The organism is Nocardia cerradoensis NBRC 101014, from assembly GCF_000308535.1.
GTDB classification, from domain to species: domain Bacteria; phylum Actinomycetota; class Actinomycetes; order Mycobacteriales; family Mycobacteriaceae; genus Nocardia; species Nocardia cerradoensis.
The window spans coordinates 1-24,119 of sequence record NZ_BAFW01000004.1; the positions used below are offsets into that span (position 1 = coordinate 1).

23 protein-coding genes, 1 tRNA gene and 1 other RNA gene are annotated in these 24,119 nt (G+C 67.6%); 12 read left to right on the forward strand and 13 right to left on the reverse strand.

Annotated features, from left to right (window positions below):
- A partial coding sequence (tgt, locus tag ON23_RS00865) for a tRNA guanosine(34) transglycosylase Tgt (RefSeq protein ID WP_039775333.1) occupies window positions 1-1,109 on the forward strand: 1,109 nt, incomplete at its 5' end.
- Window positions 1,110-1,137: 28 nt separating this feature from the next.
- On the opposite strand, the gene ON23_RS00870 is transcribed toward tgt, so the two are convergent.
- A complete protein-coding gene (locus tag ON23_RS00870) occupies window positions 1,138-1,911 on the reverse strand; it encodes a queuosine precursor transporter (protein ID WP_039775335.1) in 774 nt (257 codons plus the stop codon).
- Window positions 1,912-1,960: 49 nt separating this feature from the next.
- Between ON23_RS00870 and ON23_RS00875 the strand changes: the two genes are divergently transcribed.
- Window positions 1,961-2,500: a DUF4190 domain-containing protein gene (locus ON23_RS00875; protein WP_039775337.1), complete on the forward strand. Its 540-nt coding sequence runs from the start codon at window positions 1,961-1,963 to the stop codon at window positions 2,498-2,500.
- A 42-nt stretch (window positions 2,501-2,542) separates the two neighbouring features.
- On the opposite strand, the gene gluQRS is transcribed toward ON23_RS00875, so the two are convergent.
- On the reverse strand, window positions 2,543-3,463 hold the full coding sequence (gluQRS, locus tag ON23_RS00880; protein WP_039775339.1) for a tRNA glutamyl-Q(34) synthetase GluQRS: 921 nt from the start codon (window positions 3,461-3,463) through the stop codon (window positions 2,543-2,545).
- Window positions 3,460-3,930 (reverse strand): DUF309 domain-containing protein, encoded by a 471-nt coding sequence (locus ON23_RS00885; RefSeq protein WP_086006815.1) that lies wholly within the window; start codon window positions 3,928-3,930, stop codon window positions 3,460-3,462. Before ON23_RS00885 ends, gluQRS begins: the two co-directional genes overlap by 4 nt.
- Window positions 3,931-4,327: 397 nt before the next feature.
- Here ON23_RS00885 and ON23_RS00890 point away from each other — a divergent pair, with 397 nt between their 5' ends.
- A complete protein-coding gene (locus ON23_RS00890) occupies window positions 4,328-4,537 on the forward strand; it encodes a DUF397 domain-containing protein (RefSeq protein ID WP_039775343.1) in 210 nt (69 codons plus the stop codon).
- 84 nt (window positions 4,538-4,621) lie between these two features.
- Here ON23_RS00890 and qcrB read toward each other — a convergent pair whose 3' ends face one another.
- Entirely contained in the window at window positions 4,622-6,208 is a 1,587-nt protein-coding gene (gene qcrB, locus ON23_RS00895) for a cytochrome bc1 complex cytochrome b subunit (protein WP_039775345.1), read from the reverse strand.
- A 127-nt stretch (window positions 6,209-6,335) separates the two neighbouring features.
- Here qcrB and ON23_RS00900 point away from each other — a divergent pair, with 127 nt between their 5' ends.
- Window positions 6,336-7,757: a WS/DGAT/MGAT family O-acyltransferase gene (locus tag ON23_RS00900; protein ID WP_039775347.1), complete on the forward strand. Its 1,422-nt coding sequence runs from the start codon at window positions 6,336-6,338 to the stop codon at window positions 7,755-7,757.
- Window positions 7,758-7,966: 209 nt separating this feature from the next.
- Entirely contained in the window at window positions 7,967-10,168 is a 2,202-nt protein-coding gene (helR, locus tag ON23_RS00905; RefSeq protein WP_051041766.1) for an RNA polymerase recycling motor ATPase HelR, read from the forward strand.
- Window positions 10,169-10,184: 16 nt separating this feature from the next.
- Here the strand turns inward: helR and ON23_RS00910 are convergent, their stop codons facing one another.
- The 5 genes from ON23_RS00910 to ON23_RS35665 form a co-directional block, all read right to left on the reverse strand.
- A complete protein-coding gene (locus tag ON23_RS00910; protein WP_143859931.1) occupies window positions 10,185-10,520 on the reverse strand; it encodes a hypothetical protein in 336 nt (111 codons plus the stop codon).
- A gap of 63 nt (window positions 10,521-10,583) precedes the next feature.
- Window positions 10,584-11,585 carry a methyltransferase gene (locus ON23_RS00915; protein WP_039775349.1) on the reverse strand — a complete coding sequence of 334 codons (1,002 nt, stop codon included), beginning with the start codon at window positions 11,583-11,585 and terminating at the stop codon, window positions 10,584-10,586.
- 74 nt (window positions 11,586-11,659) lie between these two features.
- The gene (locus ON23_RS00920) at window positions 11,660-12,550 is read right to left on the reverse strand and encodes an RNA polymerase sigma-70 factor (protein ID WP_039775351.1); all 891 of its coding nucleotides are present in this window, start codon (window positions 12,548-12,550) and stop codon (window positions 11,660-11,662) included.
- Between the two features lie 169 nt (window positions 12,551-12,719).
- Window positions 12,720-12,804, reverse strand: a tRNA-Ser gene (locus ON23_RS00925).
- 44 nt (window positions 12,805-12,848) lie between these two features.
- Window positions 12,849-13,835, reverse strand: coding sequence for a hypothetical protein (locus ON23_RS35665; protein ID WP_051041767.1), 987 nt, complete (start codon window positions 13,833-13,835; stop codon window positions 12,849-12,851).
- Window positions 13,836-13,942: 107 nt separating this feature from the next.
- Here ON23_RS35665 and ffs point away from each other — a divergent pair.
- Window positions 13,943-14,037, forward strand: an RNA gene (gene ffs / locus ON23_RS36455) — signal recognition particle sRNA small type.
- Between the two features lie 125 nt (window positions 14,038-14,162).
- Complete coding sequence (locus tag ON23_RS00935; protein WP_039775354.1) at window positions 14,163-15,449, forward strand: aspartate aminotransferase type Ic; 1,287 nt, start codon at window positions 14,163-14,165, stop codon at window positions 15,447-15,449.
- 51 nt (window positions 15,450-15,500) lie between these two features.
- On the opposite strand, the gene ON23_RS00940 is transcribed toward ON23_RS00935, so the two are convergent.
- Window positions 15,501-16,340 carry a methyltransferase domain-containing protein gene (locus ON23_RS00940; protein WP_039775355.1) on the reverse strand — a complete coding sequence of 280 codons (840 nt, stop codon included), beginning with the start codon at window positions 16,338-16,340 and terminating at the stop codon, window positions 15,501-15,503.
- A gap of 140 nt (window positions 16,341-16,480) precedes the next feature.
- On the opposite strand from ON23_RS00940, the gene ON23_RS00945 reads away from it, so the two are divergent.
- A complete protein-coding gene (locus tag ON23_RS00945) occupies window positions 16,481-17,068 on the forward strand; it encodes an HhH-GPD-type base excision DNA repair protein (protein ID WP_036497177.1) in 588 nt (195 codons plus the stop codon).
- Window positions 17,069-17,083: 15 nt separating this feature from the next.
- On the opposite strand, the gene ON23_RS00950 is transcribed toward ON23_RS00945, so the two are convergent.
- Both ON23_RS00950 and ON23_RS00955 read right to left on the reverse strand, forming a co-directional pair.
- On the reverse strand, window positions 17,084-17,839 hold the full coding sequence (locus ON23_RS00950) for an SDR family NAD(P)-dependent oxidoreductase (RefSeq protein ID WP_039775400.1): 756 nt from the start codon (window positions 17,837-17,839) through the stop codon (window positions 17,084-17,086).
- A 131-nt stretch (window positions 17,840-17,970) separates the two neighbouring features.
- Window positions 17,971-19,122, reverse strand: coding sequence for an LLM class flavin-dependent oxidoreductase (locus tag ON23_RS00955; protein ID WP_039775402.1), 1,152 nt, complete (start codon window positions 19,120-19,122; stop codon window positions 17,971-17,973).
- 174 nt (window positions 19,123-19,296) lie between these two features.
- Between ON23_RS00955 and ON23_RS00960 the strand changes: the two genes are divergently transcribed.
- Entirely contained in the window at window positions 19,297-19,992 is a 696-nt protein-coding gene (locus tag ON23_RS00960; protein ID WP_039775357.1) for a DUF8020 domain-containing protein, read from the forward strand.
- A 240-nt stretch (window positions 19,993-20,232) separates the two neighbouring features.
- The gene (locus tag ON23_RS00965; RefSeq protein WP_210744167.1) at window positions 20,233-20,943 is read left to right on the forward strand and encodes a DUF8020 domain-containing protein; all 711 of its coding nucleotides are present in this window, start codon (window positions 20,233-20,235) and stop codon (window positions 20,941-20,943) included.
- Between the two features lie 98 nt (window positions 20,944-21,041).
- Here ON23_RS00965 and bla read toward each other — a convergent pair whose 3' ends face one another.
- Window positions 21,042-22,040, reverse strand: coding sequence for a class A beta-lactamase (gene bla, locus ON23_RS00970; protein WP_039775360.1), 999 nt, complete (start codon window positions 22,038-22,040; stop codon window positions 21,042-21,044).
- A gap of 141 nt (window positions 22,041-22,181) precedes the next feature.
- Here bla and ON23_RS36625 point away from each other — a divergent pair, with 141 nt between their 5' ends.
- Together ON23_RS36625 and ON23_RS39050 are read left to right on the forward strand one after the other, a co-directional pair.
- Window positions 22,182-23,282, forward strand: coding sequence for a LysR family transcriptional regulator (locus ON23_RS36625; RefSeq protein WP_244970171.1), 1,101 nt, complete (start codon window positions 22,182-22,184; stop codon window positions 23,280-23,282).
- A complete protein-coding gene (locus tag ON23_RS39050; RefSeq protein ID WP_444543683.1) occupies window positions 23,210-24,046 on the forward strand; it encodes a serine hydrolase in 837 nt (278 codons plus the stop codon). The genes ON23_RS36625 and ON23_RS39050 overlap by 73 nt, the downstream gene beginning before the upstream one ends.
- Window positions 24,047-24,119 lie beyond the last annotated feature (73 nt).

Genomic DNA, 24,119 nt, shown 5'->3' on the forward strand with positions numbered 1-24,119 from the left:
TCAAGGCGGTCCTGCCGGAGGCGATGGCCGAGATCGGCGCGCAGGCCTTGCTCGCCAACGCCTACCACCTGTATCTGCAGCCGGGTTCCGACATCGTGGACGAGGCGGGTGGTCTGGGCCGGTTCATGAACTGGCCGGGGCCCACTTTTACCGACAGCGGCGGATTCCAGGTGATGTCGCTGGGCGTCGGCTTCAAGAAGGTGCTGGCCATGGAGGCCGTCGGCGTGCAGAGCGACGAGGTGATCGCGAAGGGGAAGGAGCGGCTGGCCGTGGTCGACGACGACGGCGTCACCTTCCGCTCCCATCTGGACGGTTCGAGCCACCGGTTCACCCCGGAGGTGTCGATGGGGATCCAGCATCGCCTCGGCGCCGACATCATGTTCGCCTTCGACGAGCTGACCACGCTGTTCAATACCCGTGGCTATCAGGAGAAGTCGCTGCGCCGCACGCACGAGTGGGCGCAGCGCTGCATCGACGAACACGAGCGGCTCACCGCAGAACGCGCGCACCGGCCGTATCAGGCGCTGTTCGCGGTGATTCAGGGCGCGCAGTACGAAGATCTGCGCCGCAAGGCATGTCGCGATCTCGATGCGATGCGGGGAAGTGGCGGAACGGGTTTCGACGGGTACGGCATCGGCGGTGCGCTCGAGAAGGCCAATCTCGGCACCATCGTGGGCTGGTGCTGCGACGAACTGCCGCCGGAGAAACCGCGACATCTGCTGGGTATCAGCGAACCCGAGGACTTCTTCGTCGCGATCGAGAACGGCGCCGATACCTTCGACTGCGTCAATCCGTCCCGCGTCGCGCGCAACGCCGCCATCTACGTGGCCGCCGGCCGATTCAACATCAATACCAGCCGCTTCCGCCGCGATTTCACCCCGATCGACGACACCTGCGACTGCTACACCTGCGCCCATTACACCCGCGCCTATATCCATCACCTGTTCAAGGCGAAGGAGATGCTCGCCGCGACGCTGTGCACGATTCACAACGAGCGCTTCACGATTCGGCTCGTGGACGATATCCGCGCGAGCATCGAGGGCGGATACTACGACGACTTCAAGGCGGAGTTCCTGGGACGGTGGCAGGGCCGGATCCGCTTCGACTGAACGGAAAGGCCCTGCCCCCGGTTCCGCGTCAGCTGTAGAGCGCGGGCTTGTCCAGCGGTGCGTAGCTGGGTTCGTGCTTCTTCAGGTAGGCGATGCAGCGGTAGCTGATCGGCATGATCAGCACCTCGCACAGCGTCTTCCACACGAAGCCGATGATCACGTAGTTGATGAACGCGCCCCACGTGTTGATCCCGATGGCGGTCGCCGCGATCGAGCAGAACACCAGGGTGTCACCGAATTCGCCGGCGACGGTGGAGCCCAGCAACCGCGCCCACAGATGTTTCTCCTTGGTGCGCTCCTTGATCAGCACCAGGGTCATCGAGTTCAGGAACTGGCCCACCACATAACCGGCGAGCCCGGCGGCGACGAGCTGCGGCGTGGTCCCGGCGACGGTGCGGAAGGCGTCCTGATTCTCGTAGAACCCGGCCGCGGGCAGTCCGATCGCGATCCAGAAGCAGACCACCATCAGGATCAGCATGCCGAAGCCGTAGTAGATGGTGCGGCGAGCGGCCTTGAAGCCGTACACCTCGCTCAGCACGTCGCCGATCACATAGGCGAGCGGAAAGAGGAAGAACGCGCCGTCGGTGGTGATCGGCAGGATTTCGATGGGTCCGAGGGATACCTCGTGGCCGGTGAAGAACTGCACGCCCTTGGTCGCGCAGATGTTGGAAATCATCAGCGTCGCCGTGAACAAGGTCACGATCAACGTGAAGGGACCCCCCGCGGCCTGCGCGAATGCTGCGTGTTCGACCGCGGGGCGTCCAGACTCCCCGGTCGGTGTCGTTTCTTGTGTCTCACTCACGACCTGTGCACGATACCGGCAACCGGGCCCGGTGGAATAGGCTGGACCGATGACGAATCCCGGCGATTCCGACGAATGGTGGAAACAGTACGGCGGCGAAGGTGTCTCGTCCGATTCGGGCGGCCACCAGTCGGTTCCGCCGACCCCGCCGCAGCAGCCCACCCCGCCGCCCAATCCGCAGGCCGGGTACTCCTCGGCCCCCCATCAGCAGTCGTCTCCCTACCAGCAGCCGACCCCGCCGCCGCAACAGCAGCAGTCCTATCCGAGCTATCCGCAGCAGCAGCCCTACGGTCAGCCCGGTTACGGCGGGTATCCGGCCGCGACGCCGTATCAGCCCTACGGCTACGCGGCGCCGCAGCAGGGCACCAACGGCCTGGCGATCGGTTCGCTGATCGCGTCGATCCTGGGGCTGTGCACCTGCATCGGATCGATCGTCGGGATCATCCTGGGTGTGATCGCGCTGAACCAGATCAAGGAGCGCGGCGGCCAGGGCCGCGGTATGGCGCTCGGCGGGATCTGGGTCGGTGCCGTCGGCATCGTGCTCACCATCGTGTGGGTGATCGTCAACATCGCGGCGGCGAACTGGTAGGAACGGCAGTGCGTCCGGACGGCCGGACGCACGTTCGCCGGATCAGCTGTGCCGCAGCGGATCCGGATGTGCGGGATCCAGAATCCACGGTGCGTGCGGCACCGTCGCCGGAGTGAACTGATCCAGGAGTGCTCGCGGTGTCTCGCCGCGCAGGCCGAGCGAGGCCGCGAGCATGGTGAAAACCTGGCGCGGCGTCTCACCGAGAGCGATTCTGTCGCGCAGGGTCACGGCTCCGTCGCGCTTGGCCAGCCGCGCACCGTCGGTGTTGAGCACCAGTGGGACGTGCGCGTACGCGGGCACGGCGAATCCGAGGACGGTCGCCAGATAGGCCTGCCGCGGTGTCGAGGGCAGCAGATCGTCACCGCGGACGACCTGGTCGAAGCCCTGGGCCGCATCGTCCACCACCACGGCGAGGTTGTAGGCCGCCGTGCCGTCGCCGCGCCGCAGCACGAAATCGTCGACCAGCCCTCGGTACCGGCCGTGGATTTCGTCGTTGATCTCGAATTCCGTTGTCCGCGCGCGTAACCGCAGTGCGGCAGGCCGCCCCTCGGCGCGCTTGGCCGCCCGCTGCGCCTCGGTCAGGTCGCGGCAGGTTCCCGGATAGGCGCCCATCGGGCCGTGCGGTGCGGAGACGGCCTTCTGAATCTCTCTGCGCGTGCAATAACATTCGTAGGTCATTCCGGCCGCATCGAGTCGCTCGATCGCCGCCGCGTAGCGGGCGGTGCGGTCCGATTGCCGCACCACCTCGCCGTCCCAGTCCAGTCCGATCGCGGCCAGATCCTCGAGTTGGCGCTGCTCCGCGCCCGCCCGCACCCGGTCCAGGTCTTCGATGCGCAGCCGGAAATTGCGGGCCGTGCTACGTGCGAACAGCCACGCCAGCAGGGCGGTGCGGAGATTGCCCAGATGCAGATCGCCGGAGGGGCTGGGGGCGAAGCGGCCGGCGCCGGCGGTGTGCGGGATCATCCGCGCAGCCGGGGACACAGCGCGCCCTCCGGAATCTCGCGGCCGGCATCCAGATCCGCCAGCAGACCCTCGGCATGTGCGACGAGCCCGGCCACATCGATGCCGTACGGCGGTGCCGGCGTGGCCGACAACCGGCCGATCGCCCGCTCGAGCAGGGTGCGAGCGCCCTTCGGATTACCGCGCTGGATGTGGGTGAGTCCCACCGCGTACTGGGCCAGACCCTGCCACAGCATCCTTTCCGCGAACGGTCCGTTCTTCCATGCCGCCTCCAGCACCTCGTGTGCGTTGAAGGCCAGTCCCTCGTCCAGGAGGCGTTGGGCATAGTCGAGGGTTTCGCCCGGTGGGAGGTCGAGATCATTCGGAATACGGGCGACGCCCACGCTACCGGGCGGTAGTGGTCGCCCGAACCGGTCTCGAGGACGGGCATTTCGGGCGTGTCCGGCATCGTCGCGATCTCGTTCCACCACTACTCCATGATCCATACCGAGCAACCGCACGGTTTATCCGGGGCGGAGCGTGCACGCGGATGCGGGAATTTTCCGGCGCGGTTTTGTTTAGCGGATCATTCTCCGGTCATTTGGCAATTCTCCCGCTATTAGTGAACGGGAATTCTTTACCGGCAATTCGAGTGATTGAAAGTGAAAAGACGCGGGACAGCGATTGTGGGTGCTGCTAGGGTGCTCTCCCGGGGTCAACGCGAGGGCGCACCATGGCGGTGTGTGCCTCGTGAACCAGTCCGTTCATTGAGCAGTTCGTGCGCTATGACCAGGCGCATCGTGGAGCCGTCGAGTCTCGAGAAGTCCGGGTCCGGCGACGAGGAAAGCAGATTGTCGCGTTATCTACGGTGGTAAAGGAGAGGTTGAGGTGAAGGTTGATTCGGCCGGTGCGGTGTGGCGCAAGAGTAAATACAGCGGTCCCGACGGAAACTGTGTCGAGGTCGCATTTCTGGGCGACGGCAATGTCGGGGTTCGCGATACCAAAGACCGCGGCCGCGGGCCGATTCTGGCTTTCACACCCGGCGAGTGGGATGCGTTCGTCTCGGGTGTGACCGACGGGAAGTTGGGCTCCGCCTGACCTTGGGCGACAGGGTGATGGGCCCCGAGTCATCGCCGACTCGGGGCCTCGGTGTGACACCGATGCCGGTCGCCCCGCCCCGGATCAGTGCGGCTGATCCCGGTGCCCGCGCAGCGTGGCCGTGAGCAGGCGTTCCTGTTCGTGGGCGGCCGCATCCAGTTGTTCGCGCTGCCCGGCCGGATCCGGGCGCAGGAAGCTCCCGCTGCCGGGTGCGCCCGACAACCCCAGGCGATTGACCCGCTTCGGCACGGGGGCGCCCTGATATTCCAGCGGCACCGGCCGCCCGGCGCGATCCACCGGTCCGAGCGGCTGATGGATCTCGATGTACTCGCCGTGCGGCAGCCGGCGCAGGATGCCGGTTTCGATGCCGTGCGCCAGGACGGCCCGGTCCGCACGCTGCAACGCCAGGCACATCCGGTACGCGAGAAAGTAGGCGAGCGGCGGAACGAGCAGCAGCGCGATCCGGAAGAACCACGTCGTGGCATTGAGCGAGATGTCGAATTTCAGCGCGATGATGTCGTTGACGCAGGCCAGTGTGAGGACCAGATAGAAGGCGAGGGCCATCGCGCCGATCGCGGTGCGCACCGGCACATCGCGCGGGCGTTGCAGCAGATTGTGTGACGCACGATCGTGTGTGAGCCGCTTCTCGATCCACGGGTAGCCGATCAGCAGGGCGAACACCAGCGTCATCAGCACCGCCACCGCGAATGCGCTCGGCACGGTGTGCCCGAACAGATACAGCTCCCACGGCGGGAACAGGCGCAGGAAGCCGTCGGTCCACATCAGGTAGAAATCGGGCTGGGTGCCCGCCGAGACGTGGGAAGGGTTGTAGGGACCCAGATTCCAGATCGGGTTGATCTGCAGCACCCCGCCCATGGTCGCGACCACGGCGAGAGTGAACATGAAGAACGCACCCTGATCCAGGACGAAGACCGGCACGATCCGCGTGCCCACCACGTTCTTCTCCGTGCGGGCCGGCCCGGGGAACTGCGTGTGCTTCTGATACCAGACGATGGCGATGTGCGCGGCGATCAGCGCCAGCATGATGCCGGGCAGGAGCAGCACGTGCGCGATGTACAGGCGCGGAAGAATGATCGTGCCCGGGAAGTCGCCGCCGAACATCAACCAGTGCAGCCAGGTGCCGATCAGCGGAATACCCATGGTGATTCCGGCGAATGCCGCCCGCAGGCCCGTCCCGGACAGCAGATCGTCGGGCAGCGAGTAGCCGAAGAAGCCCTCGAACATCGCGAGGATCAGCAACAACGAGCCGATCACCCAATTGCCTTCGCGTGGTTTGCGAAACGCGCCGGTGAAGAAGATGCGGCACAGATGTACGACGATCGAGGCGGCGAAAAGCAATGCGGCCCAATGATGCACCTGCCGCACGAACAGGCCGCCGCGCACCTCGAAGGAGAGGTTCAGTGCCGATTCGTAGGCCCGGGACATCGATACGCCGCGTAACGGCTGATAGGAGCCCTGATACACGACCTCGGTCATCGACGGATCGAAGAACAGCGTCAGATAGACACCCGACAGCAGCAGAATGACGAAGCTGTAGAGCGCAATCTCCCCGAGCAGGAACGACCAGTGGGTCGGAAAGACCTTGTTGATGGATCTTTTGAGAAAGGGCGCCGCGCGGAATCTCTGGTCGGCGCCGTCCGCGATTGCCATGGCACTCACCCCGCCCCGGGTGTATGAGAGTGGTCGAGACTGTCTACTACAGAGCGTAGCACTAGAGTTGACCTGCGTCGATAGTGTCGGTGCGGGAATTGCGGACGGTTGTGGATATCGTCGGCGGGTGGATCTACTGACGCCGCAGGATGCCACCAGGTTCTGGCTGTCGCGCCGAGCCTGCACCGACCTGTTCCTGCTCTACTGCTTCGACGACACCGGGTGGTCCGCAGCCGCGCTGCGGGCGGCGGTGATCGCGCGCAGCGCCGAAATCCCGGAGTTGCGCGTCCGGATCCGCGAACAGCGCTTCGCCTATCCCGCCTGGGAGACAGCGGATTTCGACGACGCGCAGATCGTCGTCCACGCGCCGGAGGAGCCGCTGTGGACGACTGTGGAAGCTTCGCTGGGGGAGATTCTCGGGGAATCGGTCCCGGCGCGGCGATACACCTGGCGCGTTCATCTGTATCGCGGAATCCGGGACGCGCCGGGTGGGCCGGGGCCCGCACTCGTTGTGGTGCTGCAACTGTCGCATGCGCTGGCCGACGGGCGGCGGGCCGCGGGCATCGCGCGTGAGTTGTTGCGTGGTCCGGATACAGCGCCGCGGGGGGACGCCGATGTCAGTGGCGGTTCGGGTGATGCGGGATCGCCCGACGGTTCGGCGGTGAACCGGCGTCCCGGCGGGTGGGCCGGCTTCGGGCACGACGCGGAAACCCTTGCTGTCGAAGCGATGTCGCTGATGTCGTTTCTGCCCGGCATGGCGCGCACGGTGCGTCGAGGTCTCGTCGCGGCACGGGCGGACAGGGAATTGCACAGCCTCGCCGAAGCGGGTGAGATCCCGCCCGCCGCACCGAACTTCGCTCCCACCGCCCTGAACCGCCCGCCGGCGCCGCAACGCCGGGTCGTGCGCGTGATCGCGGGGGAGAACCTGCGCGTTTCCGGCTATACGGTCACGGTCGTCGCGCTGACCGCGATATCCGTCGCGCTGAGTCGCTATCTCGCCGGCCACGGCGAATCCGGCGTCCCGTTGGGCGCGCAGGTCTCGATGGCCTTGCCTGTGACCGCCGACCGACAAGCTGTCCCGCACAACAACTATCGCGACCTCGGCGTCGATCTGTACGCCGCGGAACCGGACCTGCGACTGCGGGCGCGTCGCATCGCCGCGGCGCTGGCCGAACGACGAGTCCGCGCCACCCATCCGCTGCAGTCCGCGGGTGACCGCGTCACCGACGCGATCCCGGCCCCGGTTCTCCGTCGCGATATCGCCGGCTACCCGCTGGACCTGGTACCCGAGCGGATATCGGGTCACACGGTGCTGTCGAGTGTCCACCGCGGCGAGGCGGATCTGTCGATCGCCGGCGGCGCGGTCCGATTCACCGCCGGTTTCCCCGCCCTCGGCGCGGTGATGCATCTGACCCACGGACTGCACGGGCTGGGATCGACGATCACCCTGTCCGTCCACGCCGATCCTCGGGTGGTGGAGGTGGACGACTACGCGGACTCGTTGCGGGGCGCGGTCCGCGAGGTGGCCACGCAGCTCACGGAAGAATGATCCGAAGGATGGGAGAGACGGAAGAGGGCCCCGCACCTCTTTCCATATTCAATATATAGCGGAGTGGGGGGCTTGCGGCAAGGCCCCGGTGGTGCCGCACAATGGCCCGCCGAGGCCGTGTACCTGCGAAAACGGAAGGAGACGCGCAGCGGCCGAGACGGACACAGGTGTCCACATGAACCACGTCGAGCCAGGGAAGTGAGGGACACATGTCGGATCCGGGGTACCAGGACGAGTTGCGTGCCGAACAGGACTACGTGTCCGGGCTCTACGCGCGACTCGACGGCGAGCGCGCCGAGGCGAAGCGCCGCTACAGCGCGGCGTTGCGCGGCAACGGCGGTGCGCTGGTCGATCGCGATGTGGAGGTGCGCACGCTGGCGCGCGAGGTGAAGCGGCTGGACGTGGCCGACAACGGGCTGTGTTTCGGCCGGCTGGACAGCGACTCCGGCGAGCGCTCCTATATCGGCCGGATCGGGCTCTTCGACCAGGACGACGATTTCGAGCCGTTGTTGCTGGACTGGCGGGCTCCGGCGGCACGCGCGTTCTACACCGCCACCGCCGCCAGCCCGGAGCAGATGCGCCGGCGCCGCCAGTTCCATTCCCGCGGGCGTCGCGTCGTCGACTACACCGATGAGATCTTCGGTCGCCCGGGCGCCGGGGAGCGCGGGGATGCGGCGCTGCTCGCGGCGGTCGACGCGCCTCGCGGCGAGGGAATGCGCGACATCGTGGCGACCATCCAGGCCGAACAGGACGAGATCATCCGGCTCGATCATCCCGGCGTGCTGGTGATCGAGGGCGGTCCGGGGACCGGCAAGACGGTGGTGGCGCTGCACCGCGTCGCCTATCTGCTCTACACCCAGCGCGAGCAGATGGAACGTCACGGTGTTCTCGTGGTCGGCCCCAATCCGGCGTTCCTGCGCCATATCGATCGGGTACTGCCGTCGCTCGGCGAAACCAACGTCGTCTTCACCACCACGGGCGATCTGGTGCCGGGCCTGCACGTCACCGCCGAGGACACTCCGGACGCGGTGCGCGTCAAGGGTTCGCTGCGGATGCTGGATGTGCTCGCGGCCGCGGTCGCGGACCGGCAATGCCTGCCGGTGGAACCGCTGACCATCGAATTGGCCGATCTCACCGCGCGCATCGACGCGGCGACCGCGGAATGGGCGCGGGAGGAGGCGCGCACGAGCGGTCTGCCGCACAACGAGGCGCGTGCGGTGTTCCGCGAGATCGTCACCTATGTGATCACCGAGCGCGCGATCGCCCGGATCGGCAAGGGCTGGATCACCCGCGACGACCGGGAGGCGTGGGAGAACCTGCGTGCCGACCTCGTCGCCGAACTCGCCGAGAGTGAGCAGTTCACCGCCGCCCTCGACCGGCTCTGGCCCGTGCTCACGCCGGAAGAGCTGCTGGCCGAGCTGTATTCGTCGCCGGAACGGCTGCGCGCGGCGGGCGCCGACCCGGCCCTGTGGCGTGCCGACGGCGCCGCGTGGACGGTGTCGGATGTGCCGCTGCTCGACGAATTGGTCGACCTGCTGGGCCGGGAGAAGCCGGCGGACGACACCGCGGAACACGAACGCGCGGCCGAAGCCCGATATGCCGCAGGCGTCTTGGAGCTCATGACCGGCCGTGAGGACTCGATGGACGACGAGGACCACCTCTTCGCCACCGACCTGCTCTACGCCGAGGACCTCGCCGACCGATTCGCCGATCGTGACACCCGCGATCTCGCCGAACGCGCTGCCGCCGACCGGGATTGGACCTATCGCCATATCGTGGTCGACGAGGCGCAGGAACTCTCCGAGATGGATTGGCGGGTGCTCATGCGGCGGTGCCCGGGCCGCTCCTTCACCGTGGTCGGCGATCTCGCCCAGCGACGGTCGACCGCCGGTGCGACGTCGTGGGATGCCATGCTCGAGCCCTACGTCCCGGGCCGGTGGCGCTACCGCTCGCTCACGGTGAACTACCGCACGCCGGCGGAGATCATGGCGGTCGCCGCCGCGGTGCTCGCCGAGTTCGCCCCGGCCGTGCGCCCTCCCGAGTCGGTGCGTTCGTGTGGCGTGTGTCCGTGGTCGCGCCGAATCGACGAGAACGAATTGTCCTCCGCCATCGAGGAATTCGTTCGCGACGAGGAGGGCCGCGAGGGAACCGCCGTCGTGATCGGCCCGCCCGGACTGCCCGGCACGGTCCCGGCGTCGGAGACCAAGGGCCTCGAGTTCGATGCCGTCCTCGTCGTCGAACCAGAGCGCATCCTCGCCGACGGACCGCGTGGCGCGGCCGAACTCTATGTGGCCCTCACCCGCGCGACCCAGCGCCTCGGAGTGCTGCACCGAGACCCGCTGCCCGCGGCACTGACCGGCCTGGTCCCGGTCGGCGCGCCCGCGGCGGCCGGAAATCTTCGCTCCGCGTAGCGATGTCGCGGGCCGTCTACTCGGGCGGCCCGCACCCGCCGCGCATGATCAGCGCGTGCGCCGGACACCATTGGGTCACCGGTAATCGACTGCGCCCGTTCCCGGTGCGCAACTCGAATTCCACCAGCCCCAACCACGTTCCGTCCGCCGCTCGCGCCCAGGCATGCAGTCGCCCCGGAATGCGCCCCGTGATCTCGAGCCCGCCCGCCCGCACCGGTCCCGCCACCGCCTCGGGTATGGCCATCCGTGGATACGTGGGGATAGCGGCAGCCACGTCCACCAGCACCGGCATCGGCGGAACCACCACCCGATGCAGCGCGAACTCTCCCTTCTCCGGCCAATGCTCGAACATGTGTTCGATCATAAACCGGAGCGCCGACAAATAGCTCGTGAAATAGCTCGTGGTTTCCGGGTGTCACCGGGCCCGGAATTCCAACGCGGTCCGCCCGTCCGCGACCGGGCCCGAGCTCTGCAGGGCAAGGCCGCACCGCGCACCGAGCTCGGCCAGCTCCGGCACCGTTCGTTCCCGGCCGCCGAAGCACAGCAGCATGAACAGGTCGATCGCCGTACCGGCCCCACGGCCGCGAATCGGTTCGATCACCACGACCGCCCCGTAAGACCCTGCGGCACGGGCACATTCGCCCAGAACGGCCGCCGCGCGCTCGTCGTCCCAATCGTGCAGGATGTCGGACAGCAGATAGGCGTCGGCCCCGGTCGGCAGCGGGTCGAAGAAGCTGCCCGCCACGGCGGTCGCCCGATCGTCGACGCCGGCCGCCGCGAATCGCTCGGTGGCCGCGGCAGCCGCCGGCGCCAGATCCAGCACACGCCCGCGCACACCGGGATGTGCGCGCAGGATCGCCGTCAGCAAGGTGCCGTCGCCACCACCGACGTCGAGAATGCCGGAAAAACGACTCCAGTCGAAGCGATGCGCGATCTGATCCGCGTAAACCCGGAAGCGGCAATTCATCTGGGCGTCGAAGGTGGCGCGCAGCGCGGGCTCGGCCTGCAGATCGGCCCAGAAGTCGCGCCCGTACCTGCGCGAATAGGCGGGTCGTCCGGTGGTGATCGTGCTCAGCAGATCCACGAAGGCCAGCTCGGCGCGTCCGCCCGCGCAGCCGATATCGAGCAGCAGTAGTTCGAACGCGTCGGGGGAGTCCGCACTCATCTGGTCGCCGAGGCTCGTGGGCCGGTAGCGGCCGGACACCTGACGGTCGAAGACGCCGACGGTGACCAGATGGTCGAGCAGTCGCCGGAGTGCGGGAGCGGAGGTGCCGGTGCGAGCCGCCAGTTCTTCGGCGGTCGCACCCGCGGTGCCCGCGTGGTCCACCAGCCGGAGAGTGGCGGCCACCCGGACCGCCATCGGTGTGGCCAGATCGGCCAGGGCGAGGATCGAGGCGGGGCGCTCCGGCGAACTCACCGGCCCAGACTATCCGCCGCTGTGGGAGCCGGCACCGAATGTCGTTGTGACGCAGGAACTATGCGTGCTCACCCTCAGCGGCTGACCGTGATCTGCTGTTCGACGCGCGAGAGCTTCTCCGGATTGCGGACCACGTAGAGGCCGGTGATGCGACCGTCGTCCAGCCGCATCGCCACCACGTCGTCGATCCGTCCGTCGATCCGCACGATCAGCGCGGGGCAGCCGTTGATCTGCACCGCTTCGACGGTCGCCTCGGCGCGCAGCCGTGGCAGTCCGGTACGCAGGGCGCGCGCGACCCGGTCGGCGCCCGCGATCGGGCGCAGGACCGCCTGCACCACGCCGCCGCCGTCGCCGAGCAGCACCACGTCGGGGGCCAGCATGTCGACGAGATGCTGGAGGTCGCCGGTTTCGATGGCTTGCTGGAAGGCTTCGACGGCCCGGCGGGATTCGTCGGCGGACACCACCCCGCGAGGCCGGCGCGCGGCGACGTGAGCCCGTGCGCGGTGGGCGATCTGGCGCACCGCCGCGGGTGTCTTGTCGACGGCCGCGGCGATCTCGTCGTAGCTCAGATCGAACACCTCGCGCAGCACGAACACCGCGCGTTCCGTCGGTGCGAGGGTTTCCAGGACCAGCAGCATCGCCATCGACACGCTGTCGGCCAGTTCGACGTCCTCGGCCACATCGGGCGCGGTCAGCAGCGGCTCCGGCAGCCAGGGGCCGACGTAGGACTCCTTGCGGCGCCCGAGCGTGCGGAGCCGGGTCAAGGCCTGGCGGGTGACGATCCGGACCAGGTACGCACGCTGGTCACGCACCTCGTCGAGGTCCACGTCCACCCATCGCAACCAGGTCTCCTGCAGGACGTCCTCGGCGTCGGCCGCCGAACCGAGCATTTCGTACGCAACCGTGAACAGCAGGTTGCGGTGGGTGACGAACGCCTCGGTGGCGCCGTCGATGCGCTCGCTCATGGGTGGCTCCTGTCCGTGGACTCTCGACTCCGGCACACACGAGACGCTTGCCGGTCCCTCGATGTGACACCACCAGAAAGTGATCCGCGTCACTGTGCTGCTGAGTGAGTGCCCCGACCACCGACGAACAGAAACGCCCGCTACCACTCGGGTAGCGGGCGTTTCGCGGCGGAGGATAGGGGATTTGAACCCCTGAGGGCGTTAACCCAACCCGCGTTCCAGGCGAGCGCCATAGGCCACTAGGCGAATCCTCCGCAGAGCAATATACCGGGTGGACCCCCTGGAACCGCAAACCGGGCTATTTGTGCAGGCCGGCGAGGGCCTTCTTCAACTGGTCCTTGCACGTGGTGCCGACGTCGTCGCTGTTGATGCTGCCCTCGGCCTGAATCCGCAGTTCCACCTTGACCGAGACGTTGGAGTCCAGGGCCGCGCAGGTGTAGTCGAGGGTGACGAAGCTCGAGTAGTTCTGCTGGTAGGCCGCGTAGTAGGCCTGGCTGCCGATGCCCGCGATATCGCCGGAGGTGCGGCCGCTGCCGGTGGTCTTGGTGTCGTAGTTCTTCCAGCTGTTGAACTGCGGATCGCTGTATTTGCTCTGGAAGTCGGCCTCCAGGTCGAGATCGGAGCCGTCGGTGCCGTACTTGCCGGCGCCGTCGTAGCGGGCGCGGCAGGTGAGGTTGCCGCCGCCGAAGCTGGAGTCGGGTGCGCGTTCGGTGTGCTCGGGCGCGTCCTTGGGGGTGGGCGCCCACTTGCGCAGCACCGTGGTATCGATGAGCGAGCAGGCGTCGGTGACATTGGCCATCGAGTAGTTGCCGTCGACACCCTTCTTGTCGCCGAGCGGACCCTTGCCTCCGCTGCCGCTACCGCCGGTGAGCGCGATCACGCCGATCACGATGCCGATCACCACGACCAGGCCGACCACGCCGCCGACGATCCACGGCGCGTTGTTCTTCTTGGGCGGCTGGGGATAGCCCGGCTGTTGGCCATAGGGCGGTGGGAACTGTTGCTGTGGGAAATTCGGCACGGACGGCGGCTGCTGTGCGTAGGGCTGCTGCTGTGCGTAGGGCTGCTGTGGTGCGCCACCGTGATAGGCGTCGAAACCCGCCCCCAGAACCGTCGGATCCGTACCGGTCACGGGTCCGGGCCGCCCACCCATCACGGTCGGATCGGTACCGGTGAGCGGCTGCTCCGGAGCCGCCGGCGTCGACCACCAGTGCACGGTTTCGTTGGGCGGATGACCCTGTCCCTGATACTCGGGCCCACCGTGCGGTGGATTACTGCCTGTCACGTCTTTCCTCCGGTCCTGGCGCGGAAGCCCCCTCGAAAAATGTCGCAGGTGATCGTATCGACTCCGCCCGGATTCCACTCGAGTGGACAGTTGTGACTACACTGGCCGACGGATCCCGCGCGGCGCGCATCCTGTGAACTCCCCCAGGGCCGGAAGGCAGCAAGGGTCAACGGGCTCTGCCGGGTGCGCGGGGTCCCCTTACTTTCTCGGGGGAAATCCTCTTCACTGCCACGGGGCGCATCAGGCGGGTAACGTGGTCGGCTGGGTCCGCGCCAGAAGCGCACGATCCGTCAACCTGTTACCTCGCTGCTTGAAAGGCTGCTCAGGATGCCCCGGCAAACGCAGATCGGTTTGATGAGCCATGCGGAACTCGTATCGGAACACGAGACGCAGACCGCGAACTACGCGAAGCTCCAGACCGAGAAGCTCACGCTGGATCTGACGAGGGGTAAGCCCTCGCCGGAACAACTCGATCTCTCCACCGGCCTGCTCGCCCTGCCGGGCGCCGACGACTACCGCGACGGCACCGGCACCGACTGCCGCAACTACGGGGGCCTGCACGGACTGCCGGAGTTGCGCGCGATCTTCGGTGAACTGCTGGGCATTCCGGTCGAGAACCTCCTCGCCGGCAACAACGCCAGCCTGGAACTGATGCACGACGTGATCGTGTTCGCGATGCTGCACGGTACGGCCGATTCGCCGAGCCGCTGGGCCGACGGGCCGATCAAGTTCCTGTGCCCGAGCCCGGGGTACGACCGCCACTTCGGTATCACCGAATCGCTCGGCGTGGAGATGATTCCGATCGCCATCAACCACGACGGCCCGGATGTGCACGCCATCGCGGAACTGGTCGCGTCCGACCCGCAGATCAAGGGTCTGTGGGCGGTTCCCAACTATTCCAACCCGACCGGCGTGAACTTCTCCGAAGAGGTTGTGCGCGAACTGGTTTCGATGCCCACTGCGGCGCCGGACTTCCGCCTGTTCTGGGACAACGCGTACGCGGTGCACCCGCTGACCGATACCGCCGCCCCGGTGTTCGACGTTCTCGGACTGGCGGCCGCGGCCGGAAACCCGAACCGGCCCTTCGTCTTCGCCTCCACCTCGAAGATCACCTTCGCCGGGTCCGGCGTCAGCTTCTTCGGCGCGTCCACCGAGAACCTGACCTGGTACCTGAAGTACGCCGCGAAGAAGAGCATCGGCCCGGACAAGGTGAACCAGCTGCGTCACCTGCGCTTCTTCGGCGATGCCGAGGGTGTGCGCCGGCATATGCAGGCCCACCGCGCGCTGCTCGAGCCGAAATTCAAACTGGTGCTGCGGATCCTGGAGGATCGTCTGGGCGCCTCGAAGGTCGCCTCCTGGACCGAGCCCAAGGGTGGCTACTTCATCAGCCTGGATGTGGTCGAGGGCACGGCCGGGCGAGTGGTGGCGCTGGCCAAGGAGGCCGGAATCGCCCTGACACCCGCGGGTTCGGCGTTCCCCTACGGAAAAGACCCGGAGGACAAGAACATTCGCATCGCGCCGAGTTTCCCGTCGCTCGCCGATCTGGAGAAGGCGATGGACGGTCTGGCGACCTGCGTCCTGCTCGCCGCGACCGAGAAGCTGCTGGAGAAGTAGAGCCGGCGCGGACCGGACAGCCGTGATGTGCGGCTGTCCGGTCGTGACTGGCTACCGCGGCTTGTGCGCCAGCACCGCGAACATCGTCACCGAGAGGTGAATGTCACCGGTGCGCGCACCGGCTTCCAACTCCGCCAGCAATTCGCGCCGCTGCGCCGCGGTGATCGCCCCGCGCGCCTCCGCCATCCCGGCGATGCGGGCCACCAGCGCGCCGGCGCCGGCGCTCGCGTCCTGCACCAGCGCATGCGAGCCGATATCGTCGACGACCAGTCCGGCTCGGGTGAGCAGGCCGGGCAGGCGCCGTCCCGAGAACGGATTGGTGGTGTTGGTGATGAGGGTTTCGATCACCTCGCGCACGACCCGCCGGTCGCCGGGATGCACGATGGCGGTGCCCCAGTCGCTGTCCATGACTACGACGCGTCCGCCCGGTTTCAGCACCCGGGCGATCTCCCGGGCGGCGCGCTCCGGGGCGGTCAGGTGCTGGAAGACGCGCTCACACAGGGCGACGTCGAAGGTCTCACCGCCGAACGGCAGCCCGTAGGCGTCGCCGGGGACGAACCGGGCCGGCGAATCGTGCTGGGCCGCACGGTGTTCCGCCCCGGCCAGCAGATTCGGATCGGGTTCGACGCCGACCGCGTCACCGGTCGGGCCGACGGCATCGGCGAAGACCAGCACCTCCGAGCCGGTGCCGGAGCCGATGTCGACCGCGCTTTCGCCCGGAGCGACGGCCAGGGCGTCGTGCGCCCAGCGGCGTAGTCCGCGAATTCCGGGAAGTGCGGCCTGCAGATCGTGCACGTCGATGAGTTGGTCGCGGCCCGCGCGATCGAAGCGGTCCGGCCTCAGTCCCGAGGGTGAGGAATTGTCTGCCGAGGAGCTGTGTGTGGGCGCCATATCTTCCACCGTGGGTGTTGCCGAAGTGTCGGGCATGAAGATTCACCCTACGCGCGCAGAAAATCTACGGGTGGGTAGACATGTGAGTCCGGTCACGCCGGTCGGTAGGCGGATATTCGCCCGTCTGCCATGATCGATACATGGTGAGCCGCAAAGTGTGCCTCGCGCAGGAACCGGAGTCGGACAAGCTGTTGTCGGAGGACGACTTCGCCCTCTTGACCGGGATGCTGCTGGATCAGCAGTTCCCCCTCGAACATGCTTTCCGCGGTCCGAAGAAGATCGCCGACCGCATGAACGGCTTCGATATCCACCGGATCGCGGAGGCCGATCCGGAGGAATTCGAGGAATTGGGCGCGACCCCGCCCGCCATCCACCGCTACGGCCGGTCGATGGCCCGGCGCACTCAGGAACTGGCCCGATACGTCGTCGAACACTACGACGGCATCACCTCCGAGATCTGGACGCGCGACGATCCCGACGGCAAGGAAGTGCTGCGCCGGCTGAAGGAACTGCCCGGCTACGGCGACCAGAAGGCACGCATCTTCCTGGCTCTGCTGGGCAAACAACTCGGTGTGCGCCCGGCAGGGTGGGAGAAGGCCGCCGGTGCCTACTCGGAGCCGAATTCGCGCCGCTCCGCCGCCGATATCGTCGACAACGAGTCGCTGCTCGAGGTGCGGGCCTTCAAGAAGCAGATGAAGGCCGCCGCGAAGGAAGCCAAGGCGAAGTAGCTGCCGCCGATCCGGCTATTGCGCGGTGTATCCGCCGTCGACCAGGTGATAACTGCCGGTGATGAACGTGGCCGCGTCGCTGGCCAGGAATGCGACCAGCCCCGCGACCTCCTCGGGGGTGCCCAGCCTGCCCAGGGCGTGCTTCTGAGCGAGGAACGCCTGGGTTTCGTCGTCGAGGTTCGCCCCGAGCAGCGGCGTCTGGATGAATCCGGGCCCGACAGCGGTGACCCGCACCCCCTGGGCCGCGTATTCGAGGGCCGCGTTCTGGGTCAGGCCGAGCAGGCCGTGTTTGGCCGTGACGTACGCCGACGAATTCGCGAATCCGACGCTGCCGAGAATCGACGCCATATTCACGATGGCGCCACCACCGGCGGCCGCGACGGCCGGAAGTTGTTCGCGCAGTGCGTAGAACACACCGTCGAGGTTCACCGACAGCACCTTGCGCCAGCCGTCCAGCGAATAGTCACCGATCAGGGCGCTGTCGCCGCTGATGCCGGCGTTGTTGACCGCGATCCGCAGCGGACCCAGTTCGCCGGCCGCCGCGACGCTGCGCCGGACGGTTTCCGGATCGGAGGCATCGCCGGCGAAACCGGCCGCCTGCCCGCCCGCACCGCGAATCTCCTCGACCACGGTGTTCGCGTTGTCCTCGTCGAGATCGAACACCAGGACCGCGGCGCCGCTGCGCGCGAGTTCGTGCGCGACCGCACGTCCGATCCCGGAACCGCCGCCGCTGACTATTGCCGCACGGTTGCTTACGTCGTATACGGCCATGATCGACACCCTCTCCGAGACATCGGTTAGCTCATGTACGGGGTTCTGATCGCTCGTCAACGAGTGTAGCTGTGAGTTAGCGACCGTATGCATCGCCCGGTGAGCATGCCGAGAGGGTGACCTGCGGGCGACTAGCTGCTGCTCGCGGCCGCGGTGGCGAACGGTGTTGTGGTGACGCGGTTTTCGCGATGGGCGGGCGGCTGCCACAGTCCGCGGCGCTGCAGGATCGGCAGCACACCTTCGCCGAACCAGTACGCCTCCTCCACATGCGGATAACCGGAGAGGATGAACTGCGTGATGCCGAGGCGGGAGTATTCGATCAGCCGCTCGGCCACCTCTTCGTGCGAGCCGACCAGCGCCGTTCCCGCGCCGCCGCGCACCAGTCCGACACCGGCCCACAGGTTGGGCGCGATCTCGAGCCGATCGGTGTTGCCACCGTGCAGTTCCAGCATCCGCCGCTGGCCCTCGGATTCACTCTGGGCCAGATTCGCCTGCACCCGTTCGATATCCGCGGGGTTCACCGCTTCCAGCAGGCGATCGGCCTCGGCCCAGGCCTGCTCCGAGGTGTCGCGGGAGATGACGTGGATGCGCAGGCCGTAATCGAGAATGCGGCCCTCGTCCACCGCCAGCCGGCGGATCCACTCCAGCTTCTTGCTCACCGCGAACAGCGGCTCACCCCAGGTGAGGTAGGTATCGGTGTAGCGGGCGGCCACGGGTCCGGCGGCCGCGGAGGAACCGCCGAAGAACACCGGGGGAATCGGATCCGGCCGGTTGTTCAATTGCGCGTTGCGCACCCGAAGGTGTTTGCCTTCGAAGGTCACCGGAGCGTCGGACTCCCACAGCTCGCGCACGATGTGCAGGAATTCACCGGTGCGCTCGTAGCGCTGTTCCTTGTCCAGGAAGTCGCCGTAGGCCTGCTGTTCGTGCGGTTCGCCGCCGGTCACCACATTCAGCAGCAGCCGTCCGCGTGAATGCCGCTGGAAGGTTCCCGCCATCTGCGCGGCGAGGGTGGGGCTCACCACGCCGGGCCGGAAGGCGACCAGGAATTTCAGGGTTTCGGTGGTCTCCACCAGCATGGCCGTCGTCAGCCAGGCGTCCTCACACCAGGCGCCCGTCGGTGTCAGCACCGCCTCGAAGCCGTTCTCCTCCGCCGCACCCGCGATCTGGTTCAGATAGCGCAGCGAGGCCGGACGGTCGCCCGACATCGAGGTGCCGTGACCACCCGCGACCAGATTGCGGGAGTCGCCATAGGTGGGAAGAAACCAGTGGAACGAAAGGCTCATTTCGGACATGATGGCCGACGGCCGGAAGATTGTCACCGGTTGTAATCGGGCTGGTTCTTAATCTGGCCCATCCGCATCGAACGCCCGCAAACTCCACCGATGCCGTGTGTCTGTGCCGGACACGGCAACCTGTGCTGCCGCGTGCCGGCAGTCGGAAAGTCGAGGAATCAAGCAGTGAAGATGAGGAAATTCGCCGTGCTCACGGCGCTGGTCGCGACGACGTTGGGTGCGCTGGCGGGGACGGTTCAGGCCGCTCCGGCCGTCGACGACGGCGTGGTGAACTATCAGGCGAGGACCACCGAGAACGCGGCGATCGTTTCGACCGACGCCGGGTCGCTGGATGTCGAGGACGGCGTCTTCAAGATCAAGGCCGCCAACGGAACCACCGTGGCCGGAACCCCATTGACATTCCGGGTCGACGATTTCGAGTTCCCGATCGCGGCGGACATCTCCGGCCGCACGGCGACGCTGACCCCGCAGTTCGATCTGCAGCATGCGGTCTACAAGCCGGTCGCGCTCCCGTTCGAGGACAGCGCCCCGTGGAAGACCCCCTACGAGCGTGAGGTCGCCGCCTTCACTCGCCTCAAGGACACCATCGCCACCGGCGCTGCCATCGGCACCGCGGCCGGCGGTATCGGTGGCGCGGTCATCGGCTGCATCGCCGGCGCTGCCCTGGGTGCCGTCGCGACCGGTGCGCTGCTGACCCTGTTCGGCGCCGGCCCGCTGGGTGGCTGTGTCGCCGGTGCCGCCGCTGTCGGCTTCCTGGGTGTGCTGGCCGGTCAGATCTTCGTGACCGCTCCGGTCGCGATCGGCGCCGTGATCCAGTACTTCTCCACCATCAACGAGCCCTTCAAGGCCCCGGCCAAATGAAGCGGTTACCGGCCACACCCCTGAGCCGGTAATTATTTCAGCGGTCGAATTAAAGGGACCTTCGCACTTTCGGGTGCGAAGGTCCTTTTTTAATTTGTGAGATTCAATTTATTTTCCGGCTTCGGGGAATTCGAATCGACCTGGTTATTAACCTCGTCGCTTATTGGCATTCATCACAAACTGGATAAGGCCGCTCCGGCGGAATGCAATGCAATGAGTGATGAGGAAAAAGCAGTGAAGATGAGGAACTTTGCCGTGGTCGCGGCCACGGTGGCCGCCGCCGTCGGCGTGACCGCCGGCACCGTGAACGCCGCGCCCGCCGCATCCGACGAGGGTGCCGTCAACTACCAGGCAACGACGAACGAGAAGTCGACGATCATATCCACCGACGCCGGTTCGCTGGACGTGGAAAATGGTGTTTTCAAGATCAAGGCCGCCAATGGGACGACCCTGGCCGGAACCGAATTGAAGTTCCGGGTCGACGATTTCGAATTCCCGATCGCCGCCGATATCGCCGGTCGCACCGCCACCCTGACCCCGCAGTTCGATCTGCAGCACGCGGTCTACAAGCCGGTCGCGCTCCCGTTCGAGGACCAGGCGCCGTGGAAGACACCCTATGACCGGGAAGTCGCGGCCTGGACCCGCTTGACCAGCACCATCACCGCGGGCGCCACGATCGGCACGCTGGTCGGTGGTCTCACCGGCGGAGCGGTGGGCTGCTTGCTCGGCGGCATCGCGGGTGCGACCGTGGCCGCGGCCGCCATCGTCGGCCTGTTCGGCGCCTTCCTGCCGGCCGCCGTGGTCGGTTGCATCGGCGGCATCATCGCCGTCGGTGCGCTGGGCACGCTGGCGGGCCAGCTGCTCGTCACGGCACCGGTGGCGATTCTGGCGGTCGCCCAGTACTTCACCACCATCAATGCGCCGTTCAACCCTCCGGCTCCGGCCAAGTAGGGGAGAGCGGATCCCGCCGTGCGCCTCGGGTCGATCGGCACCGACCCGAGGCGCACGGCTTTGCGGAAAACCCGGTAGCGCACGGTGATTCGGCACGCTCAGCGCGGAATCGCAGTGCCGTCCAGGGTGGCGATCGCGATCGTGGCGGCACGGGCGATCGCCGCGTTGTCGTATTCGGCGTCCGGCCGATCGCGGGTGGACAGGATCGTCAGCACGATCGGCGCGCGTCCGGGCGGCCACGCCACGGCGATATCGTTGCGCGTTCCGTAGTCGCCGGCGCCGGTCTTGTCGCCGACCTGCCAGCCCGCCGGCACCCCGGCCCGGATCAGCGCGGCACCGGTGGTGTTGGCACGCAGCAGACCGGTGAGCACGTCGCGATCGTCGGCGGCCACCGACGGGTCGAGCACGTAGTGCCGCAGATCGGCGGCCAGCGCGCGCGGCGTACTGGTGTCGCGCTCGTCGCCGGGCAGGGCCTCGTTCAGCGTGGTCTCGGTGCGGTCCATTCGCGTGGTCGAATCGCCGATGGCGCGCAGCCGCTGCTGCAACCCCTGCGGACCGCCGAGTTCGGCGAACATCAGATTGCCGGCGGTGTTGTCGCTGAACCGCACCGCGGCGTCCATGATCTCCCGCAGCGTCATGCCCTGGTCGACATGCTGTTCGGTGACCGGTGAATTCGGCAACAGATCGGCCCGGGTGTAGGTGACGCGGCGGTCGAGTTCGGCGGGCGGGAGGGTGCTCAGCAGCGCGCCCGCGGCCAGCGCCTTGAACGTCGAACAGTAAGGAAACCGCTCGTCCGGGCGGTATTCGACGGCTCGCCCGGTTCCGGTGTCGAGCGCGTACACGCCCAGTCGGCCGTGCAGGCGAGCCTCCAGATCGCGAAATTCGGCCAGCGACTCGTCGGCGAGCGGCACCGTCGAGGTGGGCCCCGGGGTCGATCCGGCCGGGGTCGATCCGGCCGAGGTCGATCCGGGCGAGGTCGATCCGGGCGAGGTCGATCCGGGCGCGGCACTTCGATCGGCACCGCAGGCGCTCAGCGGTATGAGGGTGGCAGCGGCCGCGACCAGCACGGCCGAGCGGGTGAAGCGAGGGGGCGTCATGGGCGTTCCTTGTGGATCTGCGTTCCTTGTGAATCGATGGCGGTGAGCGCTCGCAGCAAGAGTGTCAGCCCTCGCGCATGCTGTCCAAGACACCTGTGCCGGTATCCATGCCGATTCGGCATAGACTGCGCGATCGTGGATATGGTCGCCGCCTGTAAGGCGTTCGTCGCGGTGAGCGGTCTCGGGAGTTTCACCGCGGGCGCGGCCGCCGCGCAGATCCCGCAGTCGGTGGCCAGTCGCCGGATCGCGGCGCTGGAACGGCACTTCGGCGCGCGGTTGCTCGAACGGACCTCGCGCACCGCCACATTGACCTCGTTCGGCCGCGATATGTTGCCGTCGGCGCGACGGCTGGTCGAGGCGGCCGAGGCGCTGGAGGAGCATGCCGAGCGGGCCCGGCAGCGCCCGTTCCGATTGGCGCTGCCCGCCATCTGCGGCCCGGTGCCGCTGGCCGGGCTGGTCGCCGAATGCCGCCGAGCTCGGCTTCGGCTCGAACCCGAGCCCGCCGACCCCGGCCGGCGCGCGGAACTCACCCGCACGCACGAGGTACGTGCCGCGATTCTGGCCGTGCCCGCCGATCGCGGCATCTGGCGCGTGCCGTTGGGCCTGGCCGACGCCACGGGCCCGCACAGCACGCCGATCTACCTGGAAACCCTTCGGGTACTGCGGCTTCCGGAACGGCAACGCCGGCGCAGCGTGTGGATACAACCCGAGGACGACGTGCCGCACATCCGCGACCGGATCATCCGGCTGCGCGATTCACTCGGCCTGCGCCCGGCCCAGGTGGTGGTCGCGCGGTCGCTGGTCACCGCGGTCGCCGAGGTCCTCGACGGCACCGATCTGCTGGTGTGCTCGCCCGCCCAGGCCACCGAACTGGGCCTGCACTGGCGGCCGATCGGGGAGTTGGAGCTTGCCAGGGGCTACGACATCGCGGCGGGTTCACGCGAGGACGCGGACCGGGTTCGCGCACTGGGCGCCGAACCGATCGGCCGCTGTCTCGGTGTGCCGGACAACGACCTCGGCCGCAACGATCTCCGCCGCAACGACCTCGGCCACAACGACTTTCGAACTACCGACGCATACAACGAGGAAAGCGGACCATGGGCGTCTCGACCGCACTGCGACGCGCGCGCACGGAACTGCGCGACGCCGGACTCGACGGCTCCATCCTGGTGCGCGATCTCGACACCGGTGACGAGCTGGGCCTCGACGCCGAACTCGAATTGCCGATCGCCTCCCTGGTGAAGGTGCCGCTCGTACTGGCGACGATGGAACGGGTGCTGCGCGGCGAGATCGACCCGGCGACCCCGATCCGGGTACTGCCCGGCCGCAGTACGGTGGCGGGCCCGACCGGGTTGAGCAGATTTCGCCATCCGGCCACGGTCGCGGTCGAGGATCTGATGTATCTGAGCATCGCGATCAGCGACGGTGGCGCGACCGACGCCCTGTTCGAGCTGACTCCGCCCGACGCGGTGACCGCCGAATTACGCCGCCTGGGCCACGAGGGCATCGCGGTGCGGCATCTGGCCGACGATCTCGTGCGGACCCCGGCCGAGCAGTTCGCCCCCGCGGACGGTCACCTCGCTCACGCCCTGGCGATCGAGGCCGCGACGGCCGGACGCGGGCATCCGGTCACACAACTCGACATCAGCCATGCCAACACCGGCACCGCGCGGGCGTTCGTCGATCTGCTCGCCGAAGTGTGGCGGCCGGTGCGGGCCCACCGCGACGCCGCGGCGAGAGTGCGAGAGTTCTTGTCGGACAACCTGTTACGTCAACGACTCGCCCCCGACTTCAGCTCCGACGCCACGCGCTGGTCGTCGAAGACGGGCACGCTGCTGAATCTGCGCCACGAGGCGGGCGTCGCCGAACACGCCGACGGGCAAACCCTCGCCGTGGCCGTGCTGACCCGATCGCGGGTACCCGCCGTGGTGCAACCCGGCGCGGAGGCCGCGATGGCGACGGCGGCGCGAATCCTGCACGACGAACTGCGCATGCGACCCTCCTGAGGGTGACCGCGGCGTGTGACGGATAGTTATGTTCCCGCTGCGTGTAACGGGTGAGCGAATCCCGCCGCCGGGT

Coding starts and splice junctions, on each gene's coding strand:
- ON23_RS00875 (WP_039775337.1), top strand. CDS start 1,961: ATGACGAATCCCGGCGATTCCGACGAATGGTGGAAACAGTACGGCGGC.
- gluQRS (WP_039775339.1), bottom strand. CDS start 3,463: ATGATCCCGCACACCGCCGGCGCCGGCCGCTTCGCCCCCAGCCCCTCC.
- qcrB (WP_039775345.1), bottom strand. CDS start 6,208: ATGGCAATCGCGGACGGCGCCGACCAGAGATTCCGCGCGGCGCCCTTT.
- helR (WP_051041766.1), top strand. CDS start 7,967: ATGTCGGATCCGGGGTACCAGGACGAGTTGCGTGCCGAACAGGACTAC.
- ON23_RS00910 (WP_143859931.1), bottom strand. CDS start 10,520: ATGTTCGAGCATTGGCCGGAGAAGGGAGAGTTCGCGCTGCATCGGGTG.
- ON23_RS00920 (WP_039775351.1), bottom strand. CDS start 12,550: ATGAGCGAGCGCATCGACGGCGCCACCGAGGCGTTCGTCACCCACCGC.
- ON23_RS00935 (WP_039775354.1), top strand. CDS start 14,163: ATGCCCCGGCAAACGCAGATCGGTTTGATGAGCCATGCGGAACTCGTA.
- ON23_RS00940 (WP_039775355.1), bottom strand. CDS start 16,340: ATGGCGCCCACACACAGCTCCTCGGCAGACAATTCCTCACCCTCGGGA.
- ON23_RS00945 (WP_036497177.1), top strand. CDS start 16,481: ATGGTGAGCCGCAAAGTGTGCCTCGCGCAGGAACCGGAGTCGGACAAG.
- ON23_RS00950 (WP_039775400.1), bottom strand. CDS start 17,839: ATGGCCGTATACGACGTAAGCAACCGTGCGGCAATAGTCAGCGGCGGC.
- ON23_RS00955 (WP_039775402.1), bottom strand. CDS start 19,122: ATGAGCCTTTCGTTCCACTGGTTTCTTCCCACCTATGGCGACTCCCGC.
- ON23_RS00965 (WP_210744167.1), top strand. CDS start 20,233: ATGAGGAACTTTGCCGTGGTCGCGGCCACGGTGGCCGCCGCCGTCGGC.
- bla (WP_039775360.1), bottom strand. CDS start 22,040: ATGACGCCCCCTCGCTTCACCCGCTCGGCCGTGCTGGTCGCGGCCGCT.
- ON23_RS36625 (WP_244970171.1), top strand. CDS start 22,182: ATGGTCGCCGCCTGTAAGGCGTTCGTCGCGGTGAGCGGTCTCGGGAGT.